The 26,574-nt window shown below is 65.6% G+C and carries 22 protein-coding genes; 12 read left to right on the forward strand and 10 right to left on the reverse strand.

What is annotated here, in order from left to right:
* Window positions 1-112 precede the first annotated feature (112 nt).
* On the forward strand, window positions 113-1,102 hold the full coding sequence (locus AC1DW9_RS28255) for a radical SAM protein (RefSeq protein WP_441490290.1): 990 nt from the start codon (window positions 113-115) through the stop codon (window positions 1,100-1,102).
* 15 nt (window positions 1,103-1,117) lie between these two features.
* Here the strand turns inward: AC1DW9_RS28255 and AC1DW9_RS28260 are convergent, their stop codons facing one another.
* The 5 genes from AC1DW9_RS28260 to AC1DW9_RS28280 form a co-directional block, all read right to left on the reverse strand.
* Entirely contained in the window at window positions 1,118-1,465 is a 348-nt protein-coding gene (locus AC1DW9_RS28260; protein WP_441507840.1) for a hypothetical protein, read from the reverse strand.
* A gap of 16 nt (window positions 1,466-1,481) precedes the next feature.
* A complete protein-coding gene (locus AC1DW9_RS28265; RefSeq protein ID WP_441507839.1) occupies window positions 1,482-2,753 on the reverse strand; it encodes a hypothetical protein in 1,272 nt (423 codons plus the stop codon).
* Between the two features lie 348 nt (window positions 2,754-3,101).
* Entirely contained in the window at window positions 3,102-5,519 is a 2,418-nt protein-coding gene (locus AC1DW9_RS28270; protein ID WP_441507838.1) for a heavy metal translocating P-type ATPase, read from the reverse strand.
* 78 nt (window positions 5,520-5,597) lie between these two features.
* Window positions 5,598-6,305, reverse strand: coding sequence for an HAD-IA family hydrolase (locus AC1DW9_RS28275; protein ID WP_441507837.1), 708 nt, complete (start codon window positions 6,303-6,305; stop codon window positions 5,598-5,600).
* Between the two features lie 82 nt (window positions 6,306-6,387).
* The gene (locus AC1DW9_RS28280) at window positions 6,388-7,131 is read right to left on the reverse strand and encodes a helix-turn-helix transcriptional regulator (protein WP_441507836.1); all 744 of its coding nucleotides are present in this window, start codon (window positions 7,129-7,131) and stop codon (window positions 6,388-6,390) included.
* A gap of 245 nt (window positions 7,132-7,376) precedes the next feature.
* On the opposite strand from AC1DW9_RS28280, the gene AC1DW9_RS28285 reads away from it, so the two are divergent.
* Together AC1DW9_RS28285 and AC1DW9_RS28290 are read left to right on the forward strand one after the other, a co-directional pair.
* The gene (locus tag AC1DW9_RS28285) at window positions 7,377-8,264 is read left to right on the forward strand and encodes a LysR substrate-binding domain-containing protein (protein ID WP_441507835.1); all 888 of its coding nucleotides are present in this window, start codon (window positions 7,377-7,379) and stop codon (window positions 8,262-8,264) included.
* Window positions 8,265-8,470: 206 nt separating this feature from the next.
* Window positions 8,471-9,706 (forward strand): MFS transporter, encoded by a 1,236-nt coding sequence (locus tag AC1DW9_RS28290; protein ID WP_441490297.1) that lies wholly within the window; start codon window positions 8,471-8,473, stop codon window positions 9,704-9,706.
* A gap of 106 nt (window positions 9,707-9,812) precedes the next feature.
* Here AC1DW9_RS28290 and ggt read toward each other — a convergent pair whose 3' ends face one another.
* Genes ggt through AC1DW9_RS28305 form a run of 3 tightly spaced genes read right to left on the reverse strand, consistent with a single transcriptional unit; the run spans window position 9,813 to window position 13,414 of the window.
* Window positions 9,813-11,405: a gamma-glutamyltransferase gene (gene ggt / locus AC1DW9_RS28295; protein WP_441507834.1), complete on the reverse strand. Its 1,593-nt coding sequence runs from the start codon at window positions 11,403-11,405 to the stop codon at window positions 9,813-9,815.
* Between the two features lie 21 nt (window positions 11,406-11,426).
* Entirely contained in the window at window positions 11,427-12,176 is a 750-nt protein-coding gene (nagB, locus tag AC1DW9_RS28300; protein WP_441507833.1) for a glucosamine-6-phosphate deaminase, read from the reverse strand.
* Window positions 12,173-13,414, reverse strand: a complete 1,242-nt coding sequence (locus AC1DW9_RS28305) for an ROK family transcriptional regulator (RefSeq protein WP_441490498.1) — start codon at window positions 13,412-13,414, stop codon at window positions 12,173-12,175. The genes nagB and AC1DW9_RS28305 overlap by 4 nt, the downstream gene beginning before the upstream one ends.
* Before the next feature lie 199 nt (window positions 13,415-13,613).
* Here AC1DW9_RS28305 and AC1DW9_RS28310 point away from each other — a divergent pair, with 199 nt between their 5' ends.
* Genes AC1DW9_RS28310 through AC1DW9_RS28325 form a run of 4 tightly spaced genes read left to right on the forward strand, consistent with a single transcriptional unit; the run spans window position 13,614 to window position 18,231 of the window.
* Window positions 13,614-15,134 (forward strand): ABC transporter substrate-binding protein, encoded by a 1,521-nt coding sequence (locus AC1DW9_RS28310; protein ID WP_441507832.1) that lies wholly within the window; start codon window positions 13,614-13,616, stop codon window positions 15,132-15,134.
* A 31-nt stretch (window positions 15,135-15,165) separates the two neighbouring features.
* Window positions 15,166-16,107: an ABC transporter permease gene (locus AC1DW9_RS28315; RefSeq protein ID WP_069877829.1), complete on the forward strand. Its 942-nt coding sequence runs from the start codon at window positions 15,166-15,168 to the stop codon at window positions 16,105-16,107.
* Window positions 16,104-16,970, forward strand: coding sequence for an ABC transporter permease (locus tag AC1DW9_RS28320; RefSeq protein ID WP_441507831.1), 867 nt, complete (start codon window positions 16,104-16,106; stop codon window positions 16,968-16,970). Before AC1DW9_RS28315 ends, AC1DW9_RS28320 begins: the two co-directional genes overlap by 4 nt.
* Window positions 16,971-16,983: 13 nt before the next feature.
* Window positions 16,984-18,231 carry a Gfo/Idh/MocA family protein gene (locus AC1DW9_RS28325; protein WP_441490303.1) on the forward strand — a complete coding sequence of 416 codons (1,248 nt, stop codon included), beginning with the start codon at window positions 16,984-16,986 and terminating at the stop codon, window positions 18,229-18,231.
* 58 nt (window positions 18,232-18,289) lie between these two features.
* Here AC1DW9_RS28325 and AC1DW9_RS28330 read toward each other — a convergent pair whose 3' ends face one another.
* Window positions 18,290-19,579: an extracellular solute-binding protein gene (locus AC1DW9_RS28330; protein WP_441490304.1), complete on the reverse strand. Its 1,290-nt coding sequence runs from the start codon at window positions 19,577-19,579 to the stop codon at window positions 18,290-18,292.
* An 86-nt stretch (window positions 19,580-19,665) separates the two neighbouring features.
* Between AC1DW9_RS28330 and AC1DW9_RS28335 the strand changes: the two genes are divergently transcribed.
* A complete protein-coding gene (locus AC1DW9_RS28335; protein ID WP_441507830.1) occupies window positions 19,666-20,532 on the forward strand; it encodes an MBL fold metallo-hydrolase in 867 nt (288 codons plus the stop codon).
* Between the two features lie 46 nt (window positions 20,533-20,578).
* On the opposite strand, the gene AC1DW9_RS28340 is transcribed toward AC1DW9_RS28335, so the two are convergent.
* The gene (locus tag AC1DW9_RS28340; protein WP_441507829.1) at window positions 20,579-21,838 is read right to left on the reverse strand and encodes an ROK family protein; all 1,260 of its coding nucleotides are present in this window, start codon (window positions 21,836-21,838) and stop codon (window positions 20,579-20,581) included.
* 149 nt (window positions 21,839-21,987) lie between these two features.
* Between AC1DW9_RS28340 and AC1DW9_RS28345 the strand changes: the two genes are divergently transcribed.
* Genes AC1DW9_RS28345 through AC1DW9_RS28360 form a run of 4 tightly spaced genes read left to right on the forward strand, consistent with a single transcriptional unit; the run spans window position 21,988 to window position 26,398 of the window.
* Complete coding sequence (locus AC1DW9_RS28345; RefSeq protein WP_441490307.1) at window positions 21,988-22,884, forward strand: carbohydrate ABC transporter permease; 897 nt, start codon at window positions 21,988-21,990, stop codon at window positions 22,882-22,884.
* Complete coding sequence (locus tag AC1DW9_RS28350; protein WP_441490308.1) at window positions 22,881-23,747, forward strand: carbohydrate ABC transporter permease; 867 nt, start codon at window positions 22,881-22,883, stop codon at window positions 23,745-23,747. The genes AC1DW9_RS28345 and AC1DW9_RS28350 overlap by 4 nt, the downstream gene beginning before the upstream one ends.
* A gap of 7 nt (window positions 23,748-23,754) precedes the next feature.
* A complete protein-coding gene (argH, locus tag AC1DW9_RS28355) occupies window positions 23,755-25,284 on the forward strand; it encodes an argininosuccinate lyase (RefSeq protein ID WP_441507828.1) in 1,530 nt (509 codons plus the stop codon).
* 4 nt (window positions 25,285-25,288) lie between these two features.
* Window positions 25,289-26,398, forward strand: a complete 1,110-nt coding sequence (locus tag AC1DW9_RS28360) for an ABC transporter ATP-binding protein (protein WP_441507827.1) — start codon at window positions 25,289-25,291, stop codon at window positions 26,396-26,398.
* Window positions 26,399-26,574: the final 176 nt, after the last annotated feature.

Here is a 26,574-nt window from a genome sequence, read left to right on the forward strand (position 1 = left end):
CAGCTTCAAATGCAGCTTTTGCGTCATCCCCTCGGAAGTCGGGGCGCATGTTCGCCATGGGCTAGCCAGCTTCAAGGCGTCGCTCGAAAGCGCGCTGCAATCGAGCCCCCGCTTGAGCATGCGCAGCTGGTATCCGATGGTCATGCTGCTGGACAATAATTTCTCGGATGACCGGGCCCATATGCTGGCCATCTGCGAGTTCCTGCGCGACCATCCCAAGGTGCGGGGCTGGGGCGCGCTGGTCACCCAGAACGTCGTCCAGGACCGCGCGCTCATCGAGACCTTCGCCGCCTCCAAATGCGTCGGGCTGTTCGTCGGGATTGAATCGCTCGATGCGAGCTTTCTGCGCCGCTACAACAAGACCCAGAACCTCAGCCGGCGCCAGAATGTCATCGATGACGTCGCCTTCGCCGAGGGGCACGGCATTGCCGTCGGTTACGGCTATCTCTTCGACCCTCGCTACCAGACGGCTGCGGAGATGCAGCAGGCCATGGAAGCCATCGCCGACAACCCGCTGATGCCGATGCCGACCTATCTCAGCGTCGTTGCTCCTCTCGCCGGAACCCAGCTCTTCTGGGAGGATCTGGAGAGCGGGCGCCTGGCTCCCAATCTTCGCTTCCGGGACCTGGACGGCGAGACGATCTGCTACGCGCAGCTTGCCGAACCGGCTCAGCCGATCGTCGCCTTTCTCGAACGGATCTTCCGGCGTCCCTGGACCGTGGTCGGGCGCATGCGCATCCTGCTCAAGACCTTGCGGAGGCTCCGCCACAGCCGTTCGTTCAACCCGATGCGATGGTACATCATCGCCTCGGCGAGCTTTCATTGCTTTACCTGGTCAAAGTCCTCGCCGGCGCGACCGCGCACCTATCTGGCTGGGAGCGATACGCTCGACCCGCAATATGGCGAACATCCGGACGATCTGTCGCCGGAGGATCGCGTCCGCTATTTCGAGCCGATCGCGCTCACCGATGGCGACGGCAAGCCGAGCCTCTGGCTCATTCCCTATGCCGAAGCCCGCCGGAAACCCAAGGCGACGGCACGACCTCTGCCGGTTTCGCCTCCCCTGGACACCGGCATCGTCGCCATGCGGCCGGAGAAATAGCGCAGCATTCCAGGCTCACTTGCCTTTCGGCTTTGGGCTGGCCCTGCCCCTCGGGGCTGGAGAGCGCGGTCGTGGAACCTTGGGCGAACCTTCCTCTTCCGTAGGCCCGCCATCCTTCGGCATCGTACCGAGCTTCTGGCTGGCGCTCTTGGGCGCATCGACATAGGCCCTGCCGATGAGTCCCTGCAATTCAGGCAGACTGTATTTGGCGATGTGCGCGAGCGTCGCCGTCCGGAGCTTGGTGCTGTCTCCGGCAGCCTCCGCCTGGGCAGCCTGGAGACCGTCCAGAAACCTGTTGAGCTCGTCCCGGGAGGCACGCAAAGGAGGCGGCGGGGACTTTGGCTTGCGTGTTTTCACGGCCATGACGCACCTCGCCAAGCTACTGCATGATGTTGAGGATCTGCGCGCGGATCTGCGGGCTCAGCATCAGATCCATATGCTCGAGACTGTCCCGGTCAATGTCTCCGGTCACGGTGCGCACATTGGCCGCGGGGGTCGAGACCAGACGCGCGGACCAGGCCGGGATCACGCCATCTCCCGGGCAACAGGAGTGATCGACAATGGGTGACGGATCGGAGTTCGGGTCGAAGGCGGGGTCGATCCAGTCCCATGTCTGCTCAAGGATCGTCTCGTCGACGGTTCTTCCACTGCGCTGCTGGACGCCGCGGATATTGTAGAACTTGCTCTTCGTGGCCGCCCCGAGCGGCAGCGCCACATTCTCATAGACCGTGTTGCCCCGGCCCAGGGCGGCATGGCTGAAGCCCCAGTTCACGGGGTAGCGCACCTGGGTTCCGTTCTTCCCGGGGTTGTAAGGATCGGCGATCGCGCCGGTATCGCGGTCCCTGACCGGATATCGCGACAGCGGATAGTTCGGATCGGCAGCCAACGCCGCCTGGTCACGCTGGAAGGTCGCCTGGTCCAGGTAGAGAAGCGTGTATGGCCCCGGCAACGACGAGATCAACTGGGTCAGATTGCGCGGGTCGTAGGACCATGAGAGCCTGTCCAGGTCGGGGTCGCCCTTGAAATAGCGGTTCAGTTGCCCGGCATAGCCGTAGAAGGGCGACCCGACGCTGATCGCCCGCCTGACCGCTGCGACATGCGAGCCGCCCTGGTTCAGGACCAGCTTGACGACCATGCCGCCGAAGCTGTGCCCGATCAGCGTCACATCGGCGAAGGGATCGGTGCCGCATTCCTCGCGGACCCGTTGACGGAACTTCGGCACGAAGCTCTTCAGGAAGAAGCGCGCCACGAGCTCGGGATCGCGCCGCCAGTCCCAGCCAAAGACGAACCAATCGAATTTCCTGGCTGTGCACCAGCTCAGGAAATCGTCGTAGGGGGTAAGCACCGGAGGAAACCGGACGCAGCCATCGGCGATCACGAAATGCCGGCCCGCATCGTCATCGCCCTTCATCTTGAGCAGCAGCGCGCCCCCGGTCAGGATGGGGCAATCCAGCCAGATCAGATTGTAGAAATAGGGCGTATTGCCCTGGGTCGTGGTCGCCCATTTGATGCTGGATCCCATGCCTCCCGGGAACAGGATGACCGTCTTGCGCCGCGCCGGTCTGTGCTGCCTGTAGCGCGCGATGAACTGCGAAATCTGCTCGTCGAGTTGCGCGAGCTGCTGCTTGTCACGATCAGCGACGTAGCTCATTTCGCCTCCGGTCGAGAACGCTCTCACATTCTGCGGGTAAGGCAGGCTTGCTCATCCAAGCGACAGGCCGGCAGGGATGGGGCAACAACGACGCGACCATCCCAAACCGCAATGACAGCATCTCTCAAACGACTGACGCAGGCAATGCTGTAGTGACGCTACGAGATGCTTCCCTCAGATCTGCGTCAGGAACTCAAATCCGAACCAAGACGAAGAATGGGCGCACCGTCCGGGCGCATTCCGGCCCGAGGACATGTCTGACCGTGTTCCTGCGCCCTCTCGGCGCTCGCCACCGGCAAGCCGCCAGCGAGCCGGAGCGGGGATACGGCCGCGGCCGGCTCGCATCGGTCACAACTTCACCGCCCGCAGCCGCGCGGCATTGGCGATCACGCTGACCGAGGACAACGCCATCGCGGCCGCTGCGATGATCGGCGACAACAGCAAGCCGAAGATCGGATAGAGCACGCCTGCCGCCACCGGCACCCCGAACGCGTTGTAGACGAAGGCGAAGAACAGGTTCTGTCGGATATTGCGCATCGTGGCCTCAGACAGACGCCGGGCACGCACGATCCCGGTCATGTCGCCCTGGAGCAATGTGACGCCGGCACTCTCGATGGCGACATCGGTCCCGGAGCCCATCGCGATGCCGACATCGGCTGCAGCCAGAGCCGGCGCGTCATTGACGCCGTCGCCCGCCATCGCGACCACGCGCCCCTCCCGCTTGAGCTTCGCCACGACCGCGCTCTTGTCCTCTGGGAGAACCTCGGCCTCGACCTCGGTGATGCCGAGCCTGCGGGCCACGGCTTGCGCCGTGGTACGGTTGTCGCCGGTGAGCATGACGACGCGTATCCCCTCGGACCGCAGCGCCGACAGAGCCTCCGGCGTCGAAGCCTTGACCGGGTCGGCAATGGCGATCACGCCAGCGGGCTTGCCGTCCACGCCCATGAAAATCGCCGTCGCACCGTCCCTGCGCAGGTCGTCCGCGATCTGGACGAGGCCCGACACATCGACGCCGTGCTCGGCCAGGAAGCGATCATTGCCGAGCACGATCCGCTGGCCCTCGACCGTTCCCAACGCTCCCTTGCCGGTCGGGGAATCGAAGTCCGTCACGGCCGCCGTCGTAACGCCCTTGGCTTCGGCAGATGCAACGATCGCAACCGCCAGGGGATGCTCGCTCGGCCGCTCCACGCTGGCGGCAAGGCGCAGAATGTCGGCCTCGGAAAATCCCGAAGCCGGCCGGATCGCGGTGACCGCCGGCCGCCCCTCGGTGAGCGTGCCGGTCTTGTCGACGACAAGCGTGTCGATCTTCTCCATCTGCTCAAGCGCCTCGGCATTCTTGATCAGCACGCCGGCCCGGGCCCCTCGCCCGACACCGACCATGATCGACATCGGCGTCGCAAGGCCGAGCGCACAGGGGCAGGCGATGATCAGGACCGAGACCGCAGCCACCAGCCCGAAGGCAAGGCGCGGCTCCGGCCCCCAGATGGCCCAGGCGGCAAAGGCGAGCAGGGCAATGGCGATGACGGCCGGCACGAAATAGCCAGAGACCTGGTCGGCCAGGCGCTGGATCGGCGCGCGGCTGCGCTGGGCTTCCGAGACCAGCAACACGATCCGCGACAGCATGGTGTCGCGCCCGATCTTCTGCGCTTCGATGACGAGGCCGCCGGACTGGTTCATCGTGCCGCCGATCACGGCGTCGCCGACAGTCTTGGTCACGGGCATGGATTCGCCAGTGACCATGGATTCGTCGACAGCGCTGCGGCCATCGACCACTGCGCCGTCCACGGGCACTTTCTCGCCAGGGCGAACCCGCAGACGATCCCCCAATTGCACCGTATCGAGCTGGATCTCCTCCTCGGAGCCGTCGGCATTCAGACGCCGGGCCGTCTTGGGAGCAAGATCGAGAAGGGCGCGAATGGCGCCGCCCGTGCTTTCCCGCGCGCGCAGCTCGAGCACCTGCCCGAGCAAGACCAGCACCGTGATGACAGCCGCGGCCTCGAAATAAACTGCGACCGAGCCGTCATGCCCGCGGAAGGCCGGCGGGAAGATCCCGGGCATCAACGTCGCCACGACGCTGTAGACCCAGGCAACGCCCGTTCCCATCGCAATCAGCGTGAACATGTTGAGGTTGCGGCTGACCAGCGAATGCCAGCCGCGCTCGAAGAACGGCCAGCCAGCCCACAGCACCACCGGCGTCGCCAGGGCGAGCTGGATCCAGTTGGAGAGGTGACGCGGAATCAGGTGGTCAAGGTCGAGCAGATGCCCACCCATTTCCAGGATCGCGACCGGGAGGGCGAGAACGAGGCCGATCCAGAAGCGCCGGCTCATGTCGACCAGCTCGGCATTGGGCTGTGCTTCAGCAGTCATCAGAACCGGTTCGAGCGCCATGCCGCAGATCGGGCAGGAACCCGGCCCGATCTGCCTGATCTCGGGATGCATCGGGCAGGTGTAGGTCGCCCCCTCCGGCGCGGTATCGGTTGCCGCGGCTAGCTCTGGATCGACGTAACGAGCCGGGTCAGCCTCGAATTTCGACTGGCAGCCAGAGGAGCAGAAATAATAGGGCCGCCCTCCGTGCTGCGCGCGGTGTGTCGTCTCGTGGGGATCGACCGCCATCCCGCAGACCGGATCCTTGACCTGCCCCTCATTCGTCTTCCCGGCATCCTGGTGCCCGACATGGGCACCATGTCCGTGGTTACCATGGTGGGCGGCATGGCCCACATGGGCCTCGTGACCACCGTGAGACGTCTCCTTCGGGGCATTCGCCATGATATTCCTTTGCACAATCCGGCCGCGATAGCGGCGGCATCGTGCAACCTTCCATTGTGGGAAGGTCAAGCCTGCCCCTCACCGCTCCGCAGCATGCGCCTCGCAGAATTCAGCCAAGCTCCGGAAGGTCCAGGCTGGGCGCGGCATATCCTTCGGTGGCAGCGTTGCGCCTCCGCCCCCCTTGTCGTGACGGCGGTCGATCCAGGCACTGCTGATCCCCATTGCGCTGGCCGGCACGTGGTCGTGGAACAGGCTTTGCGCCACGTGGAGGATCTTGCCCTTGTCCTCGCCGACATGGGCCAGCATGTACTCGAAATTGGCGAGCGATGGCTTGTAGGAGCCGATATCCTGCGCGGTGAACCGGAGGTCGAACTCCGTGCCGAGCAAGGCCGCACTGCGGCCAAGGCTCGCGCGGTCGACATTGGAGAGCACGACAAGGCGATAGTGCCTGGCCAGATATTGCAGAGCCTCGCGACTATCGGGGAAGGCCGGCCAGTTCCCGACCGAAGCACCGAATTCCCGGGCCGCCAGCTGATCAGGCGGCGTGCCGAAATGCCTGGCGAGGTCGCCATGCACGCGCTCCAGAATCTCGGGATAAAGCAGCCGCGGCTGTTCAGCCTCCCACTGGCTTTCGAGCCGGGCAAACTCGGCGAGCAGGTCTTCGTCACGGACGACAATCCCCCTGGCGTTCAGCCAAGGCTGCAATTGCGCCAGCAGACCGGACTCCCAGTCGATCAGGGTGCCGTAAACATCGAAGGTCAGGGTGGTGAAATCACGCAGCTTCATGGGCCGTCTCCATCATCTCTCTGGTGACGGTCATAGACCGGCGGCGATTCCCGCTCTTGTCCCGATTTCCAAACCTTTGGGCTCAATCTCCACGTCGCAATGCCGCGGGAGTGGTCGAGCGCCGACGACGCAGGCTTCGCGTCAGCGCACTTTGATCGCTGAACCCGACTGCAAGCGCGATCTCGGCAAGCGGACGCCGGGTTTCACGGATCAGTTGTTCGGCTTCCCGCAGGCGCAGATCGGCGAGATAGCGCCCCGGCGACATACCGATCCAACGCTGGAACAGCGCATGCAAGCCACTGACCGACACGCCGGCGGCGACTGCCAGCTGCTGGACGGTCAGCGTCGCATCATAGCCATGACCGAGCAGCGAGACCGCACGCTCCAGCGCTGGCGGCCAATGCAGCCGATCGCCGGACCGTTCCGCCACCGCCTCGAGCAACATGCCGCCGAGCCGATCAAGCAGGTCCGATCGGCGCGCAGGCGCCGCCGCATCATGGGCGATGTAATGCGCGAGATGCCGCAATCCGGCGTCGAGGGGGTGAAATGGCTGCCCCTCCGCCTGGTGGACGAGGCGATCCGGCAGGCCAAAGAAGCCCGCTCCGGTCGGAACATCGAGCACGACGAAATGGCCATGATGCGGGGTCGTGAAACGGTGGCGCGCCTGCGAGGCGACGATCACGAAGCTGCTGTCATCGACGATGCCATCCTGCCCCGCGATGCGCATCTGCATGGTGCCATCGACGGGCACGACAATCTGATGCCAGTCGTGCGCGTGCTCCGTTTCATGTGGCGGATAGGATCGTAGCGACAGGATCGGGCGCATCCGCAGCCTCCCCATTCGAAGTTCTGTGCCCGAAGTTCGACACCCCGGGGAAGCGCCGGCATGAGCACGGCAAAATGGGCAGAGAAGGGCCGCTTCGCAAGCATCATTCGACGGAAAACCGAAGCAAATGAGCCAGTCCTGGGGCGCTATTCCCTGGCTCGCCTGCGATGAGTTCATGGACCTTGCGGCGGCAATCGCTCATACCAGAGCCGAAAGTCCACAGCGGTGGATGATGAAATCGCCCCATGCTCAACCTCAACGACCTTCATCTCTTCGTCCAGGCCGTCGACAGCGGCGGCTTCGCGTCGGCGTCACGCCGCCTCGGCATGCCCAAATCGACGATCAGCAAGCGCGTCGCCGTGCTTGAAGCCAGTCTCGCCACACGGTTGATTCACCGGACATCGCGCAGCTTCACGCTGACTGAACTCGGGCGGGACTTCTACGAGCACGCGCGCGCCTCGCTGATCGAGGCGGAAGCCGCCGAGAGCATCGTCCGCCGGCGCCAGGCCGAGCCCAGCGGCACCGTGCGGGTCACGACATCGGTCCCGACAGCGCAGCTCTACCTGGCGGAACGCCTACCGGCGCTTGTGGCAGCCTATCCGAAGCTGACGGTGCAGCTTCATGCCACCGATCGCTTCGTCGACCTGGCCCAGGAGGGATTTGACATCGCGGTGCGCAGCCATTTCGCGCCACTGCCGGATTCGGGGCTCGTGCAGTTGCAGGTCGCCACGGTGACCATCATACTGGTGGCGTCTCCGGGCTATCTCAGCCAGCGGAGCGCTCCTGCCGTGCCAGGCGATCTCAGTGTGCATGACGGGCTCCTGGTCTCCCCCTCCGCCAAGATCTGGCGACTGCACGACAGCGCAGGCCAGGAGGTGCTCGCCGCGCCCTTCGGGCGCTTCATCGCCGACGAAACGCAGATATTGCTCGGAGCTGCCAAGGCCGGGCTTGGGATCGCATGCCTGCCGGAGGTCGCCTGCCGAAGGGCCATCGATGCCGGCGAAATCATGCGCGTCCTGCCGGACTGGACAGCCGGCACGGTCACGACCTCGATCCTGACGACACATCGGCGCGGGCAGCTCCCCGGCGTCCGCGCGGTCGTCTCGTTTCTGGCAAAGGGGCTGCGCGCTTAGCGTCGGGCGAGCCGACAAGGGAATAATCCCGCCCTCGGAAACAGTTTTCCTAAGCGAAGCATCGGTCACGATGCTATTCATCTCCGGCGCTCACCCCGAATCAGCCCGCCTGACGAAAATAGTTCGATGAGGATCCTCGCCCCGGCCGCCAGGTCTTCGCTGCCCCAGCTCCGCGACGAGCGGCTCGCCGACGGGTGGACAGGCCGGTGACGGAGAAAAGCCAGACCGGCTCTGTCGCAGCCCTCGGTGCGATCGTCACCGGTGCCCTGATCCTGCAGATCGCAAGCACGATCATTCACACGGTCGTACCCCTGCGCCTGGCGGTCGAAAAGCAGCCTCCTCTCCTCATCGGCATCGTCGGTTCCGCCTATTCGCTCGGCTTCCTGCTCGGCTGTTTCGCTATCCCCTCGCTGATCCGGCGGATCGGCCATATCCGTGGCTTTGCGGTCTTTGCCGCGGTGCAATCGGTGCTTGCGCTGAGCTTTCCGGCCATGCCGGTGGAATGGTGGGGCGTCTCGCGCTTCATCATGGGCGTGGCCGCAGCCGGGCACGGCATCTGCATCGAAAGCTGGATCAGCGGACAGGCGCCTTCGAGCCATCGCGGCCGGATTTTCGGCGCCTACCAGATCCTCAATCGCCTCGCACTGATCGGCTCGCAGATCGGGATCGGCTATGTCGCCATCGAATCCCACGACATCTTCCTGATCGCGAGCGCCGCTTTTTCGCTGGCGCTCATCCCGGTCGGGCTGACGCGCACGAGAGCCCCGGAATCGCACGAGCTCGTCTCGGTCAAGCTGAAGACGCTCTGGCTCCAGGCCCCGGCTGCCGTCGTCGGTTGTCTTTACGTCGGATTGATGGGCGGGGTGCTGACCAATGTCGCCCCGGCCTATGGCATCCTCATCGGTCTCGACCAGCAATCGGCCATCCTGCTGACCGCCTCGATCCAGATCGGCGCGCTGATCCTGCAATGGCCGATCGGCCTGATGGCCGACCGGATCGACAGCCGCATCATCATGCTGGGCGCGGCAACGATCGTGACGCTCGCTGCCGCAGCGCTCGGCGCCGTGCTCTTCGCCAATGCTCCGCACGCCAAGCTCTGGTCCTACACCCTCTTCGCGCTGATCGGGGGCTGCAGCGTTGCGCTCTACACCGTCGCGGTCACGCATGCCTATCTCAGGCTGGGGCAGGATCAGGCGGTCGGCCTTTCGGCCGGGCTGCTCTTCCTCTGGGGAACGGGCGCAGCCATCGGCCCGATCGTCGCCACCGGGTTCATGCAAGTGTTCGGGCCGCAGGCGTTGCTGGCCTATATCGGCCTGCTATCGGCCGGCCTCGTCGGCTATCTCGCTGTGCGGCTGTTGAAAAAGCCGCCGGCGGCAAGCCTCGGCTCCGAGCGCAGCACACGGCCACCGTCCATGCCGGATATCGGGCCGAGACCGCGATAGGCAGCTCTTACAAAGCGATAGACAGCTCTCGCAAAGCGGCCCGCCTGTGCCAGGCGGGCCCTGTTCATATCATACGCCGAGCGGGCTCGGTGTGCCGGCGCCAGGCTCAGTAGCCGAGCGCCATGCCGTCCTTGCGCTGATCGGAGCCGCCGAGCAGGACGCCCCGCGCCTCGTCGATCCAGATGGCCTGGCAGCCGCCGGTCGGCTCGGGCAGCACCGAGACATCATGGCCGCGCGCGGCGAGATCGGCGCGGATCTCGGGGCCGATCGTCGACTCGACCGTGAGCTTGCCCTCGGCGACGAAGCTGCGCGGGCGGTCGGCCGCCTGCTGCGGGTCGTCGCCACGATCGAGCATCGAAGACAGGACATGCGCGTGGCCGGTCGCCTGATACTGGCCGCCCATCACGCCATAGGTCATCTGGGTGCGGCCATCCTTGGTCAGCAGCGCCGGGATGATGGTGTGGAGCGGGCGCTTGCGCGGCGCGATCGCGTTGGGATGGCCCTCGATCAACCGGAAGCCGGCGCCACGGTTCTGCAGCATCACACCGGATTCAGGCGCATAGATGCCGCTGCCGAAGGCCCAGAACAACGAATTGATGAAGGAGACGGCGTTACGATCGCGATCGACCACGGTGAGATAGACCGTGTCGCGATGCACCGGCATGTCGTCGTCGACGGCGGGCTGCGCCCGCTTCATGTCGATCCGGTCGCGCAGGCGGCCGATGAAGGCATCCGACAGAACCTGCTGCACATCGACAGGCGCAAAGGCCGGATCGGCAACGAGCAGGTCGCGCTGGTGATAGGCAGCCTTCGTCGCCTCCGCCAGCAGATGGATACGATCGGCCTCGCTGACGCGCCCCTCGGCGAGATCGAAACCCTCGAGGATGCGGGCGATGATCAGTGCCGTCAGCCCCTGGCCGTTCGGCGGGCACTCGTGCAGGCGATAGCCACGATATTCGGCTGAAATCGGCTCGACATAGTCGGAGGTCTGGCCGACGAAGTCATCCGCGACATGCAGAGCGCCGTTGCGATTGAGGACGGAAACGATCTCGTCCGCCACTGGCCCGCGATAGAAGGCGTCGCGTCCGTGCTGGCCGAGCCGGCGCAGCGTCCGCCCGAGCGCGGGATGGGTCATGCGATCGCCGACGCGGGGGGCTTCGCCGCCCGGCAAATAGACAGCGGCCGCACCTTCATATTTACGCAGGCGATTGGCGTAGATCGCCCAGTCATGGGCGACGCGCGGGGTCACCAGGAAGCCGTCCTCCGCCGCCTTGATGGCGGGCTGCAGCACTTCCTCCAGGCTGAGGCGGCCATGGTCGGCCGAGAGCCGGCACCAGGCATCGGCCGCGCCTGGAACCGTCACGGCATGGGGTGAGTTATCGGCAATCGAGGTCATGCCCTGCTCGCGGAACCAAGCCAGCGTCGCCGCCGCGGGTGCACGCCCGGAGCCATTGAGCGCGATCGGCGCCTTGCCGGGCTGAGCGTAGATCGCGAAACAGTCACCGCCGATGCCGGTCATATGGGGGTCGATGACGCCCTGCATCGCCACGGCGGCGATCGCCGCATCGATCGCATTACCGCCCGCCTTCAGGATGCCAAGCGCCGCCAATGTGGCCGCGGGGTGGGAGGTCGCCGCCATCCCGTTCTCTGCCACCGCCAGCGAACGCCCCGGTCTGGTGAAATCCCGCGTCCCGAACATGGTCGTCTCTTCCCTTTGTCGTCAGCTCAAACCGGCTGCTGCTGCGCGGTCGCATATCATGATCGCGGCGCGATGTGTCCTGAGGATCGACGCAGGGCAGGCAGGATCGAGGGGCCCCTTGACCGCGCGGGCCACCGCCGCCGCCTTCCCCGCTCCGGTAGCGATCAGGATGATCCGGCCCGCCTCCAGAATCGTCCCGATCCCCATGGTGATGCCGAATTCCGGCACCGTTTCGCTTCCGTCGAAGGGCCCCTGGTTCGCTTCCTGAGTCGAGGCCGCGAGCGCGACCTGGCGCGTACGCGAGGTAAAATCCGAACCGGGTTCGTTGAAGGCGATATGGCCGTTGGAGCCGATGCCCAGCAGCTGCAGGTCGATGCCGCCGGCCGCCGCGATAGCGGCTTCATAGGCTGCCGCCTCACGAGCGAGATCGAACGCATTGCCGTCTGGCATGAAGGTGCGGGAGCGATCGGCATCGACCTTGTCGAACAGCGTCTCATTCATGAAACGCGGGAACGAGGCCGGGTGCTGCGGCGGCACGCCGACATAATCGTCGAGATTGAAGCTTGTGCTCGCGGCAAAGGAGACCCGCCCGGCGCGATAGGCCGCAACCAACTCGCCGTAGACCGGGCGCATCGTCTCGCCTGTCGCCAGGCCAAGCACGGTCGAAGGCCGCGACAAGAGTTCCGCCACGATCCTGTTCGCGACATCCGCGGCAACGGTAGCGGCATCGTCGAGCACGACGAGGCCGGGGGCAGTGACATGGGCGTTCATGCTGTCTCGGTCGCCTTCCCGACGGGGAGAGCGAAGTCGCTCTGGAGGCTGGTCAGGCCGAACAGGCTGTCATGGATTCGTGACAGCGCCGTGCCGACGGCTCCGACAAGCGTCGCGCGGCTGCCAAGCGCGCTCGGCTCGATCCGCAGGGCTCCCCCGAGATGCCGGGCTACGAGCGTACGCAGTCGCGAGATCAGTTCTTCGCGCACGCCAATGCTGCCGCCGAGCACAATCAGTTCAGGGTCGACCACGGCGCGGATCGCCATCATGCCCTGGACCATGACGCGCGCCGTCTCGTCGAGTGTCGCGATGGCGGCCTCTTCGCCCTGGGCGAGCTGCGCGAAGACACCGCGCACATCCTGCGCCATGCGACCGCCAAAGCCGCGGTAACGCTGAAGGATGGCTACGCTGCCGATCGCGGTCTCAAAGGGGCCATGGAACTGGCCGCGCGAGTCGAAAGGATCGCCGCCAACCGGCAGAAAGGCGATTTCGCCAGCAGCCCCGCTGGCGCCGCGGGCAAGTCGCCCATCCAGAACAAGGCCCATGCCGATGCCGGTGCCCATCGCGATGAAGGCGAAGTTGCGGACGTCCTTGCAGCAGCCCTGCCATTGCTCGCCCATCGCTGCGAGATTGACGTCATTCTCGATCACCACGGCACAGCCGAGACGGCGCTCGAGCTCGTCCGCCACCCGGATGCGGTCGAAGCCGGGGATGTTGGGCGCGATCTCGATCTTGCCCGAGCGTGGATCGACGACGCCCGGACTGCCCATGGCGGCGCAGCGCAGGCCGCCCGGAGCGAGGCCGGCCTTGCGCGCCAGCCGCTCAGCCAGCGCGCCGATCTGTTCTACCACCGCAAGGCCGCCGCGCGAATCCGTCGGCTCCATCTCTTCCGCGACGATCGTACCGACCACATTGGCAAGCGCGGCGTGGATCTTGGTGCCCCCGAGATCCACGCCGAGCACGAAAGCGGCGTCCTGCTGGATCTCGTAGGTCACGGCACTTCGTCCCACCGCGCCCTGCGTCTGCCCACGCACACGCAGCCAGCCGCTATCCTCCAGCGCGCGCACGACCTCGGAGGTCGTCTGCTTCGACAGGCCGGTGATGCGGGCCAGCTCGGCACGTGAAATCGGGCCGCGATGCAGCACGGCCTCAATCACCGAGCGCACCGACATCTGGCGCGCAACCGGCGTGGAGTAAGCCTCTGCGCGAGGCGGTTCATCCGTCAATTCGTCAACCATGCGAACTAATAACGGATCGTTCTTGCCAATTGTCAATCTCGCACATGCAAGATGCGACTAAATCCTCTTGCCGAGCGGCATTGTTCGTCAGGTGTCTTTACAAACTCGAGAGCACGTGCATGCATTCCCGTCAGCATCACGCTCAAGACGGCGCCGCCTCGGCGGCAGCTGGTGACGAGACGGCTCGGGAGGCTGGATCATGCGAAATTCTAGACCATTGGTTTTTGCCGCTGCGCTCGCAGCCAGTCTGGCAGGCGCTGCAGTTGCCGCTTCAGCCCAGGGCACCAATCTGCGGGTCGGCATCCAGGACGACCCCGATGCGCTCGACCCGGCGACGAGCGGGACCTATGCCGGCCGCTTCGTCTTCGCGGCCATGTGCGACAAGCTCGTCGATATTGCGCCTGACCTGACGATCGCACCGCAACTCGCCCAGAGCTGGGAATGGGCGCCGGATCAGAAGGCGATCACCTTCAAGCTCCGCCCAGGCGTGAAGTTCCACGACGGCACCAGCTTCGATGCGGAGGCCGTGAAGTTCAACATCGAGCGCATGCTGACGATGAAGGACTCTCGCCGGAAGGCCGAGCTTTCAGCGGTGGCTGGCGTCGAGGTCGTGGCCCCCGATCAGGTGCGCCTGACGCTCAAGGAGCCTTTCGCCCCCCTGCTCTCCGTGCTCAGCGACCGCGCCGGCATGATGGTCTCGCCTGCGGCCGGTGCGAAGGACGACTTCGCCAACGCGCCTGTCTGTGCGGGACCCTACAAGTTCGTCGAGCGCAAGGCGCGCGACCTGATCAAGCTGACGAAGTTCGCAGATTACTGGGACGCCGCCAATTACGGCTATGACAGCGTGGCCTATTATTACGTGCCGGATTCAACCGTTCGCCTGTCGCGCGTTCGGGCCGGCGATCTCGATCTCGTCGAGCGCGTCGCACCGACCGATCTCAAGACCGTGCGTGACGACAAGAGCCTCAAGCTGCACGGCGCGCCCGGTCTCGCCGTCTCGCATCTGATGGTCAATCTCGGCAATGGCGAGAAGGCCAACGGCCCCCTGGCGAAGGATGCCCGGCTGCGCAAGGCCTTCGAGCTCTCGCTCGATCGCGCCATCATCAACCGCGTTGCCTTCAACGGTGAATACACCGCCGACAACCAGATGATCCCGCCCTCGGACCCGTTCCATTCGAAGGCGCATCCGGTTCCGGCCCGTGACGTCGCCGCGGCCAAGGCCCTGATGGCGCAGGCCGGAGTGACCAGCGTGCCGGTCGAGATCACCTTCGAGAACGCCCTCACGGATGCGCGCGTCGCACAGATCGTGCAATCCATGGCCAAGGAGGCGGGCTTCGACGTCAAGCTTCTGCCGCTCGAAACGGCGAGTGCGATCCAGCGCTATCTCGCGGGCAATTTCGAGGTCTATATCGGCAACTGGAGCGGGCGCGGCGATCCGGATCCGACCCTCTACGCCTTCTTCTCCTGCGCCGGCGGGCAGAATTTCAACAAATACTGCAACCGCGATCTCGAAACCGTCCTGAACAACGCCCGTGCCGAGGGTGACGCCGGCAAGCGCAAGGCGCTCTATGAGAAGGCCACCGGCCTTTATCTCGCCGACCTGCCCAGCATCCCGCTTTATCATCCGAACTGGTTCTTCGCGGCGCGCGCCAATGTCGGCGGCCTCAGCGTGTATCCCGACGGGTTGCTGCGGCTGAAGGGCGTCAAGCCGGCGCCGTGAGGCACGTGCCGGCGGCCGAGAGGGGCGCGGAATGATCAACTTCCTGGCGGGGCGTCTGGCCGTCGCGGTGCCGACGCTGCTGCTGGTCTCGATCCTGGTATTCGGGCTGCAGAAACTGTTGCCCGGCGACCCCGCGCTCGCACTCGCCGGCGAGGATCGCAGCCCCGAGATCATCGCGTACCTCCGCGCCAAGTACCAGTTCGACCAGCCCCTGCCGGTGCAATACTGGAGCTGGCTGAGCGCCTTCGTGCAGGGCGATTTCGGTCTCTCGATCCGAACCCGACTGCCGATCGGCACGATGATCGCAGAGAAACTGCCGGTCACGATCGAACTCGCGACGCTCTCGATGCTGATCGCGGTCGCGATCGGAATCCCGGCCGGAATCATCGCCGCCCTGTGGCGCGGTTCGGTGCTCGACCACGCCGTCAGCCTGTTCGGCCTCGCCGGCCTCTCGATCCCGAGCTTCTGGCTCGGGATCATGCTGATCCTGCTGTTCTCGGTCTCGCTCGGCTGGCTGCCGTCAGGCGGCTACGTCCCCTTCTTCGAAAGTCCGCTCGGCAACCTGAAGACCATGGCCATGCCGAGCCTCGTGCTCGGCGCCGCCTCCGGCGCCATCATCATGCGCCATACCCGCAGCTCGATGTTGACCGTGCTGAAGCAGGATTTCGTCCGCACGGCGCGCGCCAAAGGCCTCAGCGAACATGTCGTCGTGGTCCGCCATGCGCTGCGCAACGGACTGATCCCGGTCGTCACCCTTGGCACGCTGCAATTCGGGCAGCTCCTCTCCGGCGCCGTGCTGACGGAACAGGTCTTCGGTATTCCCGGCTTCGGCAAGATGATCGTCGACGGCGTCTTCAGCCGCGACTACGCCGTGGTCCAGGCCGTGGTGATGTGTGCGGCCGGTTTCTTCCTGCTGATGAGCCTTCTCGCCGACATCGCCTATGCGGCGCTCAATCCGAAGCTGCGCGGATGAGCCAGGTCGAGATCATTGGGCCCTCTGTCCCGGTGCGGACCCGTACGGGGTGGGAGCGCCTGCTGCGCGAGCCTTCGGCGCTGATCGGCGGTGGCATCGTGCTCGTCTTCGCGCTGATGGCCGTCTTCGCCCCCTGGGTCGCCCCCTACGATCCCAATGCCTCGGACTGGTCGGCGATCCGGCTCGGCCCGACACTCGCCCACCCCTTCGGCACCGACGATCTGGGCCGGGACGTCCTGTCGCGCATCATCTTCGGCGCGAGGGCCTCGCTCGCGGCCGGCTTCCTCTCGGTGGCGATCGCACTGGTCTTCGGCGTGCCCTTCGGCCTGATCGCCGGATATTTCGGCGGTGTCGTCGACATCGTGATCTCGCGCCTGACCGACGCGCTGCTCGCCTGTCCGTTCCTGGTTCTGGCGATCGCGCTTGCCGCCTTCCTCGGCCCAAGCCTGCAGAACGCCATGATCGCCATCGGCATCTCGGCGATGCCGATCTTCGTGCGGCTCGCGCGCGGGCAGACCCTGATCGTGCGGGAAGAAGACTATGTCAGCGCGGTGGTCTCGCTCGGCGCGTCGCATCGCAAGGTCATCATCTCGCATATCCTGCCCAACATCATGCCGCCGCTCGTCGTGCAGGCAACGCTGACCACGGCGATCGCTGTGCTGGCGGAGGCGAGCCTCGCCTTTCTCGGCCTTGGCCAGGCGCCCCCCGACCCATCCTGGGGCAGCATGCTCGACGCCGCGCGGCAATTCCTGGTGGAGGCCCCCTGGATGGCGATCTGGCCCGGGCTCGCGATCGTCGTCGTCGTGATCGGCTTCAACCTGCTTGGCGATGCGCTCAATGACGTTCTCAACCCGCGCGACTGATCACGAGGTGGCCATGCCCGATCACTCCCTGCTTCCCACCCTGCGGATCGGCTTCGTCGGCTCCGGCTTCATCGCGCATTTCCATCTGACGGCGCTGATGGGAGTCCGCAATGTCGCGGTCACCGGGGTCTACTCGCCGCGCGCGGAACGCCGCGCGGCCCTCGCGGCGCGGGCGAACGAACTCGATCTTGGCCCCTGCAAGGCGTTCGCCAGCCTCGAGGCCATGCTGACCTCCGGCGAGATCGACGCGATCTGGCTGCTGAGCCCGAACCACACGCGCGTCGAGACGATGCGCGAGATCCACGCGGCGGTAACGTCCGGCCGGTCCCGCCTGCGCGCCATCGCCTGCGAGAAGCCTCTGGGCCGGACACTGCGCGAGGCGCGCGAGATGCTGAGGCTGGCCGAGGATGCCAGGCTGCTGCACGGCTATCTCGAGAACCAGCTGTTCTCGACGGCGGTGCAGCGCGGGCGCGAGATCATCTGGCGTCGCGCCGTGCCCGGCGCCGGTCGGCCCTATATCGCGCGCGCCGCCGAAGAACATAGCGGCCCGCACGAACCCTGGTTCTGGCAGGGCGAGAAGCAGGGCGGCGGCGTGCTCTCGGACATGATGTGCCACAGCGTCGAGGTCGCCCGCCATCTGCTGACCGCGCCGGGCGAGCCCCGCGATGCGCTGACCCTGGTCTCCGCCAATGCCACCGTCGCGACGCTGAAATGGAACCGGCCGGCCTATGTCAAGCAGCTCAAGGCTGGGATGGGCCCTGAGGTCGACTATGCCAAGCGGCCGTCGGAGGATTTTGCACGCGGGCTGATCACGCTGCGGGACCCCGACGGCAACGAGCTGATGATCGAGGCGACGACGTCATGGGCCTATGTCGGCCCCGGCCTCAGGATCACGCTCGAACTGCTCGGGCCGGAATATGCGATGGAGTTCAGCTCGCTGAACACGGGACTGAAGATCTTCATCTCGCGCGCGGTCAGCGGCGCAAGCGGCGAGGACCTGGTCGAGAAGCAGAATGCCGAGCACGGCCTGATGCCCGTGCTGGAGGACGAAGCCGGCGTGTATGGCTACACGCTGGAGAACCGGCATTTCGTCGAGGCGTTCCGGCGCGGCACCATGCCGGAGGAGACCTTTGCCGACGGCGTCGCCGTCGTGCACATGCTGATGGCGCTCTATCGCTCGGCGGAACTCGGCCGGACCGTGAACTTCGCCGATGAGGATCTGGACGAGTACGTCCCCGTCGTCGCGCGGCCGGCGACCTGAGATCAGCGCTGCCGCCCGGGAGAACCGGGCGGCAGCACATTTGGACCAAAGCCTTGGATCAGGCCTTGTAGTAGTCGTCGATCAGCTTCTGCTCGGCAGCGGCAGCCTCCTTCAGGGCCGCGAGCGGATCCTGGTTCTGCAGCAGCACCCGGTCGAGCATGTCCTGGAAGATCTGGCCCTGAGCCTCTTCCGCCACGAAATCGGTGGCATGGGCGTATTTGAGGCCAGCCAGCATCGGGCCGGAAAGCGGATCGGCCAGGTTCTTGGCGCTCAGTGCGACCTCGGGCTTGGCCGGCAGCTCGCCGGTCTTCTCGAACCAGAGCTGCATCGCGTCATTGGTGGTGATGAAGGCGAGGAACTTGAGCGCTGCATCGCGCTTGGCTCCGGTCGCGCTCGACGCCAGGCCATTGACCCAATAGGAGGCGTAGTTGCTGGCAATGCCGTTATGGGTCGGCATTTCCGAGACGCCCCAGTCGAAGCCACGCGCGCTCTTGAAGGTGCCGAGGCGGAACGAACCGTCGACATGCTGCGCCGCCTTGCCGGCCTTGAAGGCCGCCTGGCTCTCGGAGAGGAAGCCCGCCGCAGCGACCTTATGCTTGCGCTGCAGATCGGTATACCAGCCGAAGGAGGCGGCCCCCGCGTCGTTGGCATAGGTCACGGTGCGGCCATCGTCCGAGTAGGGCTTGCCGCCGAACTGGCGCAGCAGGATCTCGCGCCACCAATGGTAGTCCTGCGACGGGATGCCGATGGTCGCGCCGGCCGTGGTGATGTTGCCACGCGAGTCGCGCTCGGTGACGGCCAGCGCGTTCTTCAGCATGTCGTCAAGCGTCACCGGCGGCTTGCCACCAGATGCGCCCGGCTTGCTCAGCAGCGTCTTGTTGTAGAACAGGCCGAGGCTGCGGACGGCGGTCGGAAGCGCCCAGTATCCCTCGTTCGTCCGCATCATCCGGACGAACTCGAAATAGTTCTTGTCGATATCGGCGACGTTGAAATGCTCGGCCGGCAGCGGCTGGATCAGCTTCGACTTGGCGTATTCGCGCATCCAGCCGAAGAAGAGCTGCAGGACATCGGGTCCCTCGCCCGCCGGCACGGCAGCCGCCGTCTTGGTCCGGTACTGGGCGTAGGGGAAGTGCGTGTGCTTGACCTTGATGCCCGGATTGGCAGCCTCGAACTGCTGGATGAGCGCATCCATCGCCTCGACGCGTTCCTTGAAGAAGTACTGCCAGTACTCGATCTGCACGGTCTGGGCACGCAGCACACTCGGCGCCGCCACGGTCAGGCCGGCGGCCGCGGCCCCGGTCGCGAAGCTGCGCCGGCTGAGGCGGAAGCCCTGGTTGTCTGTCGTCATGGTCTACTCTCCCTTGTTGTCCCTGGTGAAGGATGGCAGGCGTGGAACAGGCGGGCGCCGGCCCGCATCTGTGGCTGGAGACTGAAATGCGGCGACTGGACCTCGATGGCGCAACGCTGTTTGCGCTGACCGATGCCGCGCCAGCGCCGGCTGCTTCGCGCTATGCGTTTCCCGAAGCCGATTTCGCGGCGCATCCTGAATTGACGGCGCGCTGGTTCCCCGGCGGGATGTTCCACACGCGCTTCGGCGTCTTCGCGCTGCTCTGCCGCGATGGCCGCATCCTCATGGTCGATGCCGGCCTCGGCCCCGGCCCCAGTCCCTATTTCGACGGGCTCGGCGGCCGGCTGCCAGAGGAGTTCAAGGCCGCTGGGCTCGATCCGAACGCAGTCTCGCTCGTGGTCTTCAGCCATTTCCATCTCGACCATGTCGGCTGGGCACTCGACGAGACCGGCGCTCTCCGCTTCAGCCAGGCGCGCTATCTCGCGCCGGCAGCCGAGATCGCGCACTGGCAGGCTCAGGGCGAGGAAGCCGCCCTGCCGCACCATGTCGCGGCCTTCCGGCGCAGCATCGCGCCCATCGTCGAGAGCCGTCGGCTCGAGGCCGCAGAGGCTGGACTGCCGATCTTCGACAGCGGCAAAATCACCGCCTCGCTCCTGCCGGCTCCCGGACATACCGCCGGCCATCATGCGATCCTGATAGAAGGTGCGGGCCGCCCCGTCCTGATCGCCGGAGACAGCTGGCACAACCCGGCCCAGATCGCGGTTCCCGAGTGGTGCCATCGTGCCGATCGCGACCAGGATCAGGCGCGGCAGAGCCGCCGCGCCGTGGCGGAACATGCAGCCAGAACCGGGGCGATCGTTGCCGCCGGGCATTTCATCGAGTCCGAGGCCTTCGGCCAGATCGTACAGGACGCCGCGACGGGCGCCCTCGCCTACCAACCGCTCCACCAATAGGCTGGCCGGTTCGATCTCGATTGCGGGACAAGCCGGCACCATGGCCTCAGCTCCCCGCCGCCAGATCCCGCCTGCCATTGGCCGGACGGGTTTTTCCTAGCTCCGATGCTCTCGCCGCACGCGCCGGTTTCGGCAGTTTTGCCGCACGCGGATGCGGCGTCAGGCCACTGAACAACGGCAAGGTCGCGCCGCCGAGAGCCGGCGAATTGCGGCCAGCGCGCCCGGTCAGCAAGCGCGGCTGCTGTCGGCCCTTGCGCTGGCTGACGGAGGCCGGCAGCGGCGCGATGGCCTGCATCAGCGCAGCCAGGACCCGCTCCGGCACCTGCCCACCAATCACGATAGTCTCGGGATCGAGCAGGTTCTCGATGTTGGCGATGGCGATGCGCAAATGGCGCGCGGCCTCGGCGATCCAGCATGCGACGATCGCCTCGTGACCGTCGAAGAGACGCTCAACGGCACAGTTGTCCGCATCCCCGACGCCGGCCTCACCCAGCATCCGACGCAACGCATGCAGCGAAGCACGCGCCTCCAGCGTCACAAGCCCACCCCGATCAGGCTCGTGGCCGACGATCATGCGGCCAATCTCGCCGGCATTGCCGAAGGCGCCGGTCACCGGTTGTCCCTCGACGAAGAGGCCGCCACCGATGCCTTCGGCAAGGTAGAGATAGACGAAGCTGCGCAGATCGCGCGCAACTCCATGCAGATGCTCGCCGATTGCCGCAGCCGTCGCGTCGTTGCCGACGATGACGGGCAGGTTCAGCCCCGCAGAGAAGGCTTCGCGAAACGGAAGCCGCGACCAGGCCGCCATGGCTAGCGGGTCCTGCTCGCTCTCCGCGACATCACCGAACGGGCCCGGCAATGCGATGCCGACGCCCCAGAGCCGGGCGCGCGCAATGCGGCCTTGCTCGACCAACTCGGCAACCAGCGAAATCAGGCTCGGGAGGGCGAGATCGGGGCGCCCCGTATCGCAATCGATGCTGCGCTCGGCCCGGACATGGGCGCCGAGATCGACGAGGATACCGGTCATGCGGCCAGGCTCGACCTGCACACCGACGGCAAAGCCGCCATCGAGCGCCAGCGCGAGATCGATTGGCGGCTGGCCGCGCGCCGAAGCGCGGCGGCCGACGATGCTCACCAGTCCTTCGCGACACAGCTCGTCAGTCACGGTCGAGACGGTCTGGGCCGAGAGCCCGGTCGCCGCGGCGATCTCCGCGCGCGAGGCTGCACCGGAACGCCTCAACGCCTCGATCACCACGCGGCGATGATGGCCGCGGCGATCGAACGGGGCGAGACCGGATACGCTCATGAGCGGCGCGAACCTTCCGATTGAAATGCAGAGCCTGTGGGCCTGGCGCGAAGCAGGGCTTGCATCATGTCGCCGGCTTCGTATTAAATCAACGGACTTGATTTAATCGGACGACACACAGCGGGGACGCCGGAACGGGGATGCGACGAATGCGGGGCTACGCGGGATTGACGATCGAGACGAAGCAGGCACTCACGGCCTGGGCGTTCCTTGCCGTGCCGATCGCATTCTTCGCGGTGATCCGATTCTATCCGGCACTGGAATCGTTCGGCATCGCCTTCATGCAGTGGAACCTGCTCTCGAAACCGGTCTTCATCGGGCTCGACAATTTCCGGAAGATGATGGGCGATCCGGTGTTCTGGCTCGCCTTCAAGAACACGTTCATCTACCTCATGGTCGGCACGCCGCTCAGCCTGCTCCTGTCCTTCGTCATCGCCTATTATCTCGATCAGGTCCGCTTCGCGCATGGCCTGATCCGGGCCTGCTATTTCATCCCGCACCTGACGACGACAGTCGCGATGGCCTGGGTCTGGCGCTGGTTCTACCAGCCGCCACCGATCGGGCTGCTCAACAACATGCTGAACGCGGTCGGGCTCGATGCGCAGCCCTTCCTGCGCTCGACGACGCAGGCGCTCTATGCAGTGCTGACGCCGGCGATCTGGGCCGGGCTCGGCTTCCAGATCGTGCTGTTCATGGCGGGCTTGCGTGCCATTCCGTCGAGCTATTACGAGGCGGCGCGGATCGACGGCGCGGGCAAATGGATGATCCTGCGCCAGATCACCCTGCCCCTGCTCAAGCCCACCATCGTCTTCCTGGTGGTGATCTCGTCGATCGGCTTCCTGCGCATCTTCGACACGGTCTACAACATGACCGACAACGGCGCCGGCGGACCTCTGAACAGCACCAAGCCTCTGGTGCTCTACATCTATGAGACCGCCTTCCGTTCATATCAGATGGGCTATGCGGCGGCGCAGACATTGGTGCTGTTCGTGATCCTTCTGACGGTCAGCCTCCTCCAACTCTGGCTGATGCGGGAGAAATCATGAGCACGGCAACCTCCGCCGCGTCCCCGATGCCGAACTGGCGGCTGCAACTCGCCGCTCGTCCCGGCCAGGTGCTCGCCTGGACGCTCCTCGCCATGGGCGCCATCGCGATGATGATGCCGCTGCTCTACATGGTCGCAACCTCGCTGAAGCTCTCCAACGAGGTCTATGAACTCAACATCATCCCGCGCGAACCGACCTTCGAGAACTACGTTTATATCTTCAAGAACACGCGCTTCGGCCTGTGGTTCGTCAACTCGCTGGTGACGAGCCTCCTCGTCACCCTGTCCGTGCTCTTCTTCGATTCGCTGATCGGCTACACGCTCGCCAAGTTCAAGTTCCGCGGCCGCGAGGTGGTGTTCATCGCCATCCTGACGACGCTGATGATCCCGACCGAGATGCTGGTAGTGCCCTGGTATCTGATGGCCAAGAATTTCGGCTGGCTGAACAGCTATTGGGGCATCATGTTTCCCGGACTGATGACCGGCTTCGGCGTCTTCCTGATGCGGCAGTTCTTCGCCGGCGTGCCCGACGACTACATCCATGCCGCGCGTATCGATGGGCTCGGCGAATTCGCGATCTGGTGGAAGGTGGCTTTGCCGCTGGTGACGCCGGCGCTGTCGGCCCTGGCGATCTTCACCTTCCTCGGCAATTGGACCGCCTTCCTCTGGCCGCTGATCGCCACAAATGACCGTGCGCTCTACACACTGCCGGTCGGCCTTGCCTCGTTCTCCGGCGAGTTCCTGACCGATTGGGAGCTGATCATGGCCGGTGCCACCATCGCGACGCTGCCGACGCTCGTCGTCTTCGTCATCTTCCAGCGCTACATCATCCGCGGCGTCGTGCTCGCGGGCCTGAAAGGCTGATTCTCGCATGAACGCGCTTACGCCCGACGCCCCTTCCGGCAGCGACGACCGTTTTCCGGCGCCGGTCTATGCCCGCACCGTGCTGGCGCCGGGCTTTGCCCATAGCCAGATGCATCATCTCGCCCATCTCCTGCGCCTGCACCGCGCCCATGGCGTCATGCTGGCCGAGCAGAGCCTGCTGACCCGCCCCGAGGCGGCGGCGATCTTTGGCGCTCTCGACATCGTGGAACGTGAACTCACCGGAGCCGAACCCGCCGCTTATACCGGCGAGCATGAGGACCTGTTCTTCTTCATCGAGACCAAGCTCGCGGCGCTGATAGGCAAGGACATCGCCGGGCGCCTGCATACCGGGCGCTCGCGCAACGATATCGACCACACCCTGTTCAAGCTCGCGCTGCGCGAGCGGCTCGACACGCTCGGCCTGCAGCTGCTCGACCTGATCACAACGCTGATCCGGCGCTCGCGCGAGGAGGCCGGCACGCTGATCCTCGCCTATACACACGGCCAGCCGGCCCAGCCTTCGACCTATGGCCACTATCTCGGCGCAGTGATCGAGGTGTTGCTGCGCGACGTGACCCGGCTGATGCAGGCGCGCGAGGTCGTCGACCTCAGCACGATGGGCGCAGCTGCCATCACCACGACAGGCTTCCCGCTCGACCGCGCCCGCGTCGCAGACCTGCTCGGCTTCCCCGATTTCCTGCGGAACTCCTATGGCTGCATCGCCTCGAGCGACTATACCGCCGGCGTCTATTCGGCCCTGCGGGTGCTGGCGCTGAATCTCGGCCGTTTCGCGCAGGACCTCGCCTTCTGGACCTCGTTCGAGGTCGGGCAACTGCGCTTCTCCGACGGCTTCGTGCAGATCTCCTCGATCATGCCGCAGAAGCGCAATCCGGTTCCCGTCGAGCATCTGCGCCTGATGGCTTCGCTCACCGGGGGCAAATGCGACGCGGTGCTGCTCGCCTTGCACAATACGCCCTTCACCGACATGAACGACAATGAGCACGAGGTCCATGGTCAGGGCTACGAAGCCTTCGTCATGGCCGAACGCGCGCTCAGCCTTCTCGGCGGGGTCTTCGCATCCGCCAAGGTCGACGAGACGCGGGCGCGGGCGAATATCGAGGCGTCCTACGCCACGATCACCGAGCTCGCCGACACGCTGGTGCGCCGCGAAAAACTGCCCTTCGCCATCACGCATCATGTCGCCGCCGCGATGGCAAAGCACCTGCAGGCGACCCGGCAGACCCTTGGCACGGTGCCCTATGCCGAGTTCGTCGCCTTGTTCCGCAAGGTCACCGACCGCGACCCGGTGTTGACCGAGGCCGAATTCCGCGAGGCCGTGACGCCCGAGTATTTCGTCTCGGTGCGGACCCTCCCAGGCGGACCGGCCCCTGCCGCGATCGCCGAAAGCCTCTCCCTCTACGAGGCACAGGCTGCAGAGGCGCGGGAGCTGATTGCCCGTCACGCTGCGCGGGACGCCGCAGCGGGCAAGACGCTGTCCGGCGCCATTGCCTCATTCTCCGCGCCGAAGGGACTTTGAGCCGATGGCCAGCGTTTCGCTCAGCAAGGTCGTCAAGCGCTATGGCGATGTCGGCATTGTCCACGGCATCGACCTCGAGATCGCCGATGGCGAGTTCATCGTCGTGGTCGGTCCTTCAGGCTGCGGCAAGTCGACAACACTCAGGATGATCGCCGGGCTCGAGAGCCTCAGCGACGGCACGATCTCGATCGGCGGCCGCGTCGTGAACACGCTGGAGCCCAAGGACCGGAACATCGCGATGGTGTTCCAGAACTATGCGCTCTACCCGCATATGACGGTGCACCGGAACATCGCCTTCGGCCTCTACGCTGCAAAACTGCCGAAGGCCGAGATCGACCGCAAGGTACGCGAAGCGGCCGCGCTGCTTGGGCTGACCGACCTGCTCGAACGCCGGCCTAATGCGCTCTCCGGCGGCCAACGCCAGCGCGTCGCCATGGGCCGCGCCATCGTGCGCGATCCCACCGTCTTCCTGTTCGACGAACCGCTCTCCAATCTCGACGCCCAGCTGCGCGGCCAGATGCGCACCGAGATCAAGCGGCTGCACCAGTCGATCGGCACCACGATCGTCTATGTGACGCATGACCAGATCGAGGCGATGACTCTCGCTGACAGAATCGTGATCATGCGCGACGGACGGATCGAGCAGGTCGGCACGCCGCTCGACGTGTTTCACACCCCTGCGAGCGCCTTTGTTGCCGGTTTCATCGGCACGCCGACGATGAACCTGCTGGAGGTCTCCGTGGTCCAGCAGAACGGGATGCCCGCGCTGGCGTTGGAGCCCGGTGGCGCGGCGCTCACTCTCGCCCCTGACGCGGGCGCGCGCCTCGGCGACCGCAGCACGGTTTTGATGGGCCTGCGGCCCGACAATCTCACGGTCGAGCCGCTCGATGCACCCGACCTCACCTCCGCGGGGCGGCAGAAGCTCAATGCCACGGTGGTCGTAGCCGAACCCCTCGGCGTCACGACGCAGGTCATCGTCAAGCTCGCCGGCCGCGAAGTGGTCGGCATGGCTGATGGCCGCTTCGTACCTGCCGCCGGAGCGGCAGTGAAACTCGCATGCGATCTCGACCGGCTACACCTGTTCGATGCGGAGACGCGGCTGCGCCTTTCCTAGGAGCCCGTCCGAGTAACGATTTTGGGGCGATTATGACGGGAAGGCTGGGCGGGAGATTTCGGTGCCCGGTCGTCATCTTGAGGCTTTTGCAAGCTTCAGGAGGTTGTGAGCGGTACAGATCATTGCCCATTCGCCTCGGACCTGATCGAGACCGCGCAGGAGCAACTGCCGGAAGC

The sequence above is a fragment of the Allobosea sp. P4_E12 genome (genome assembly GCF_056401655.1).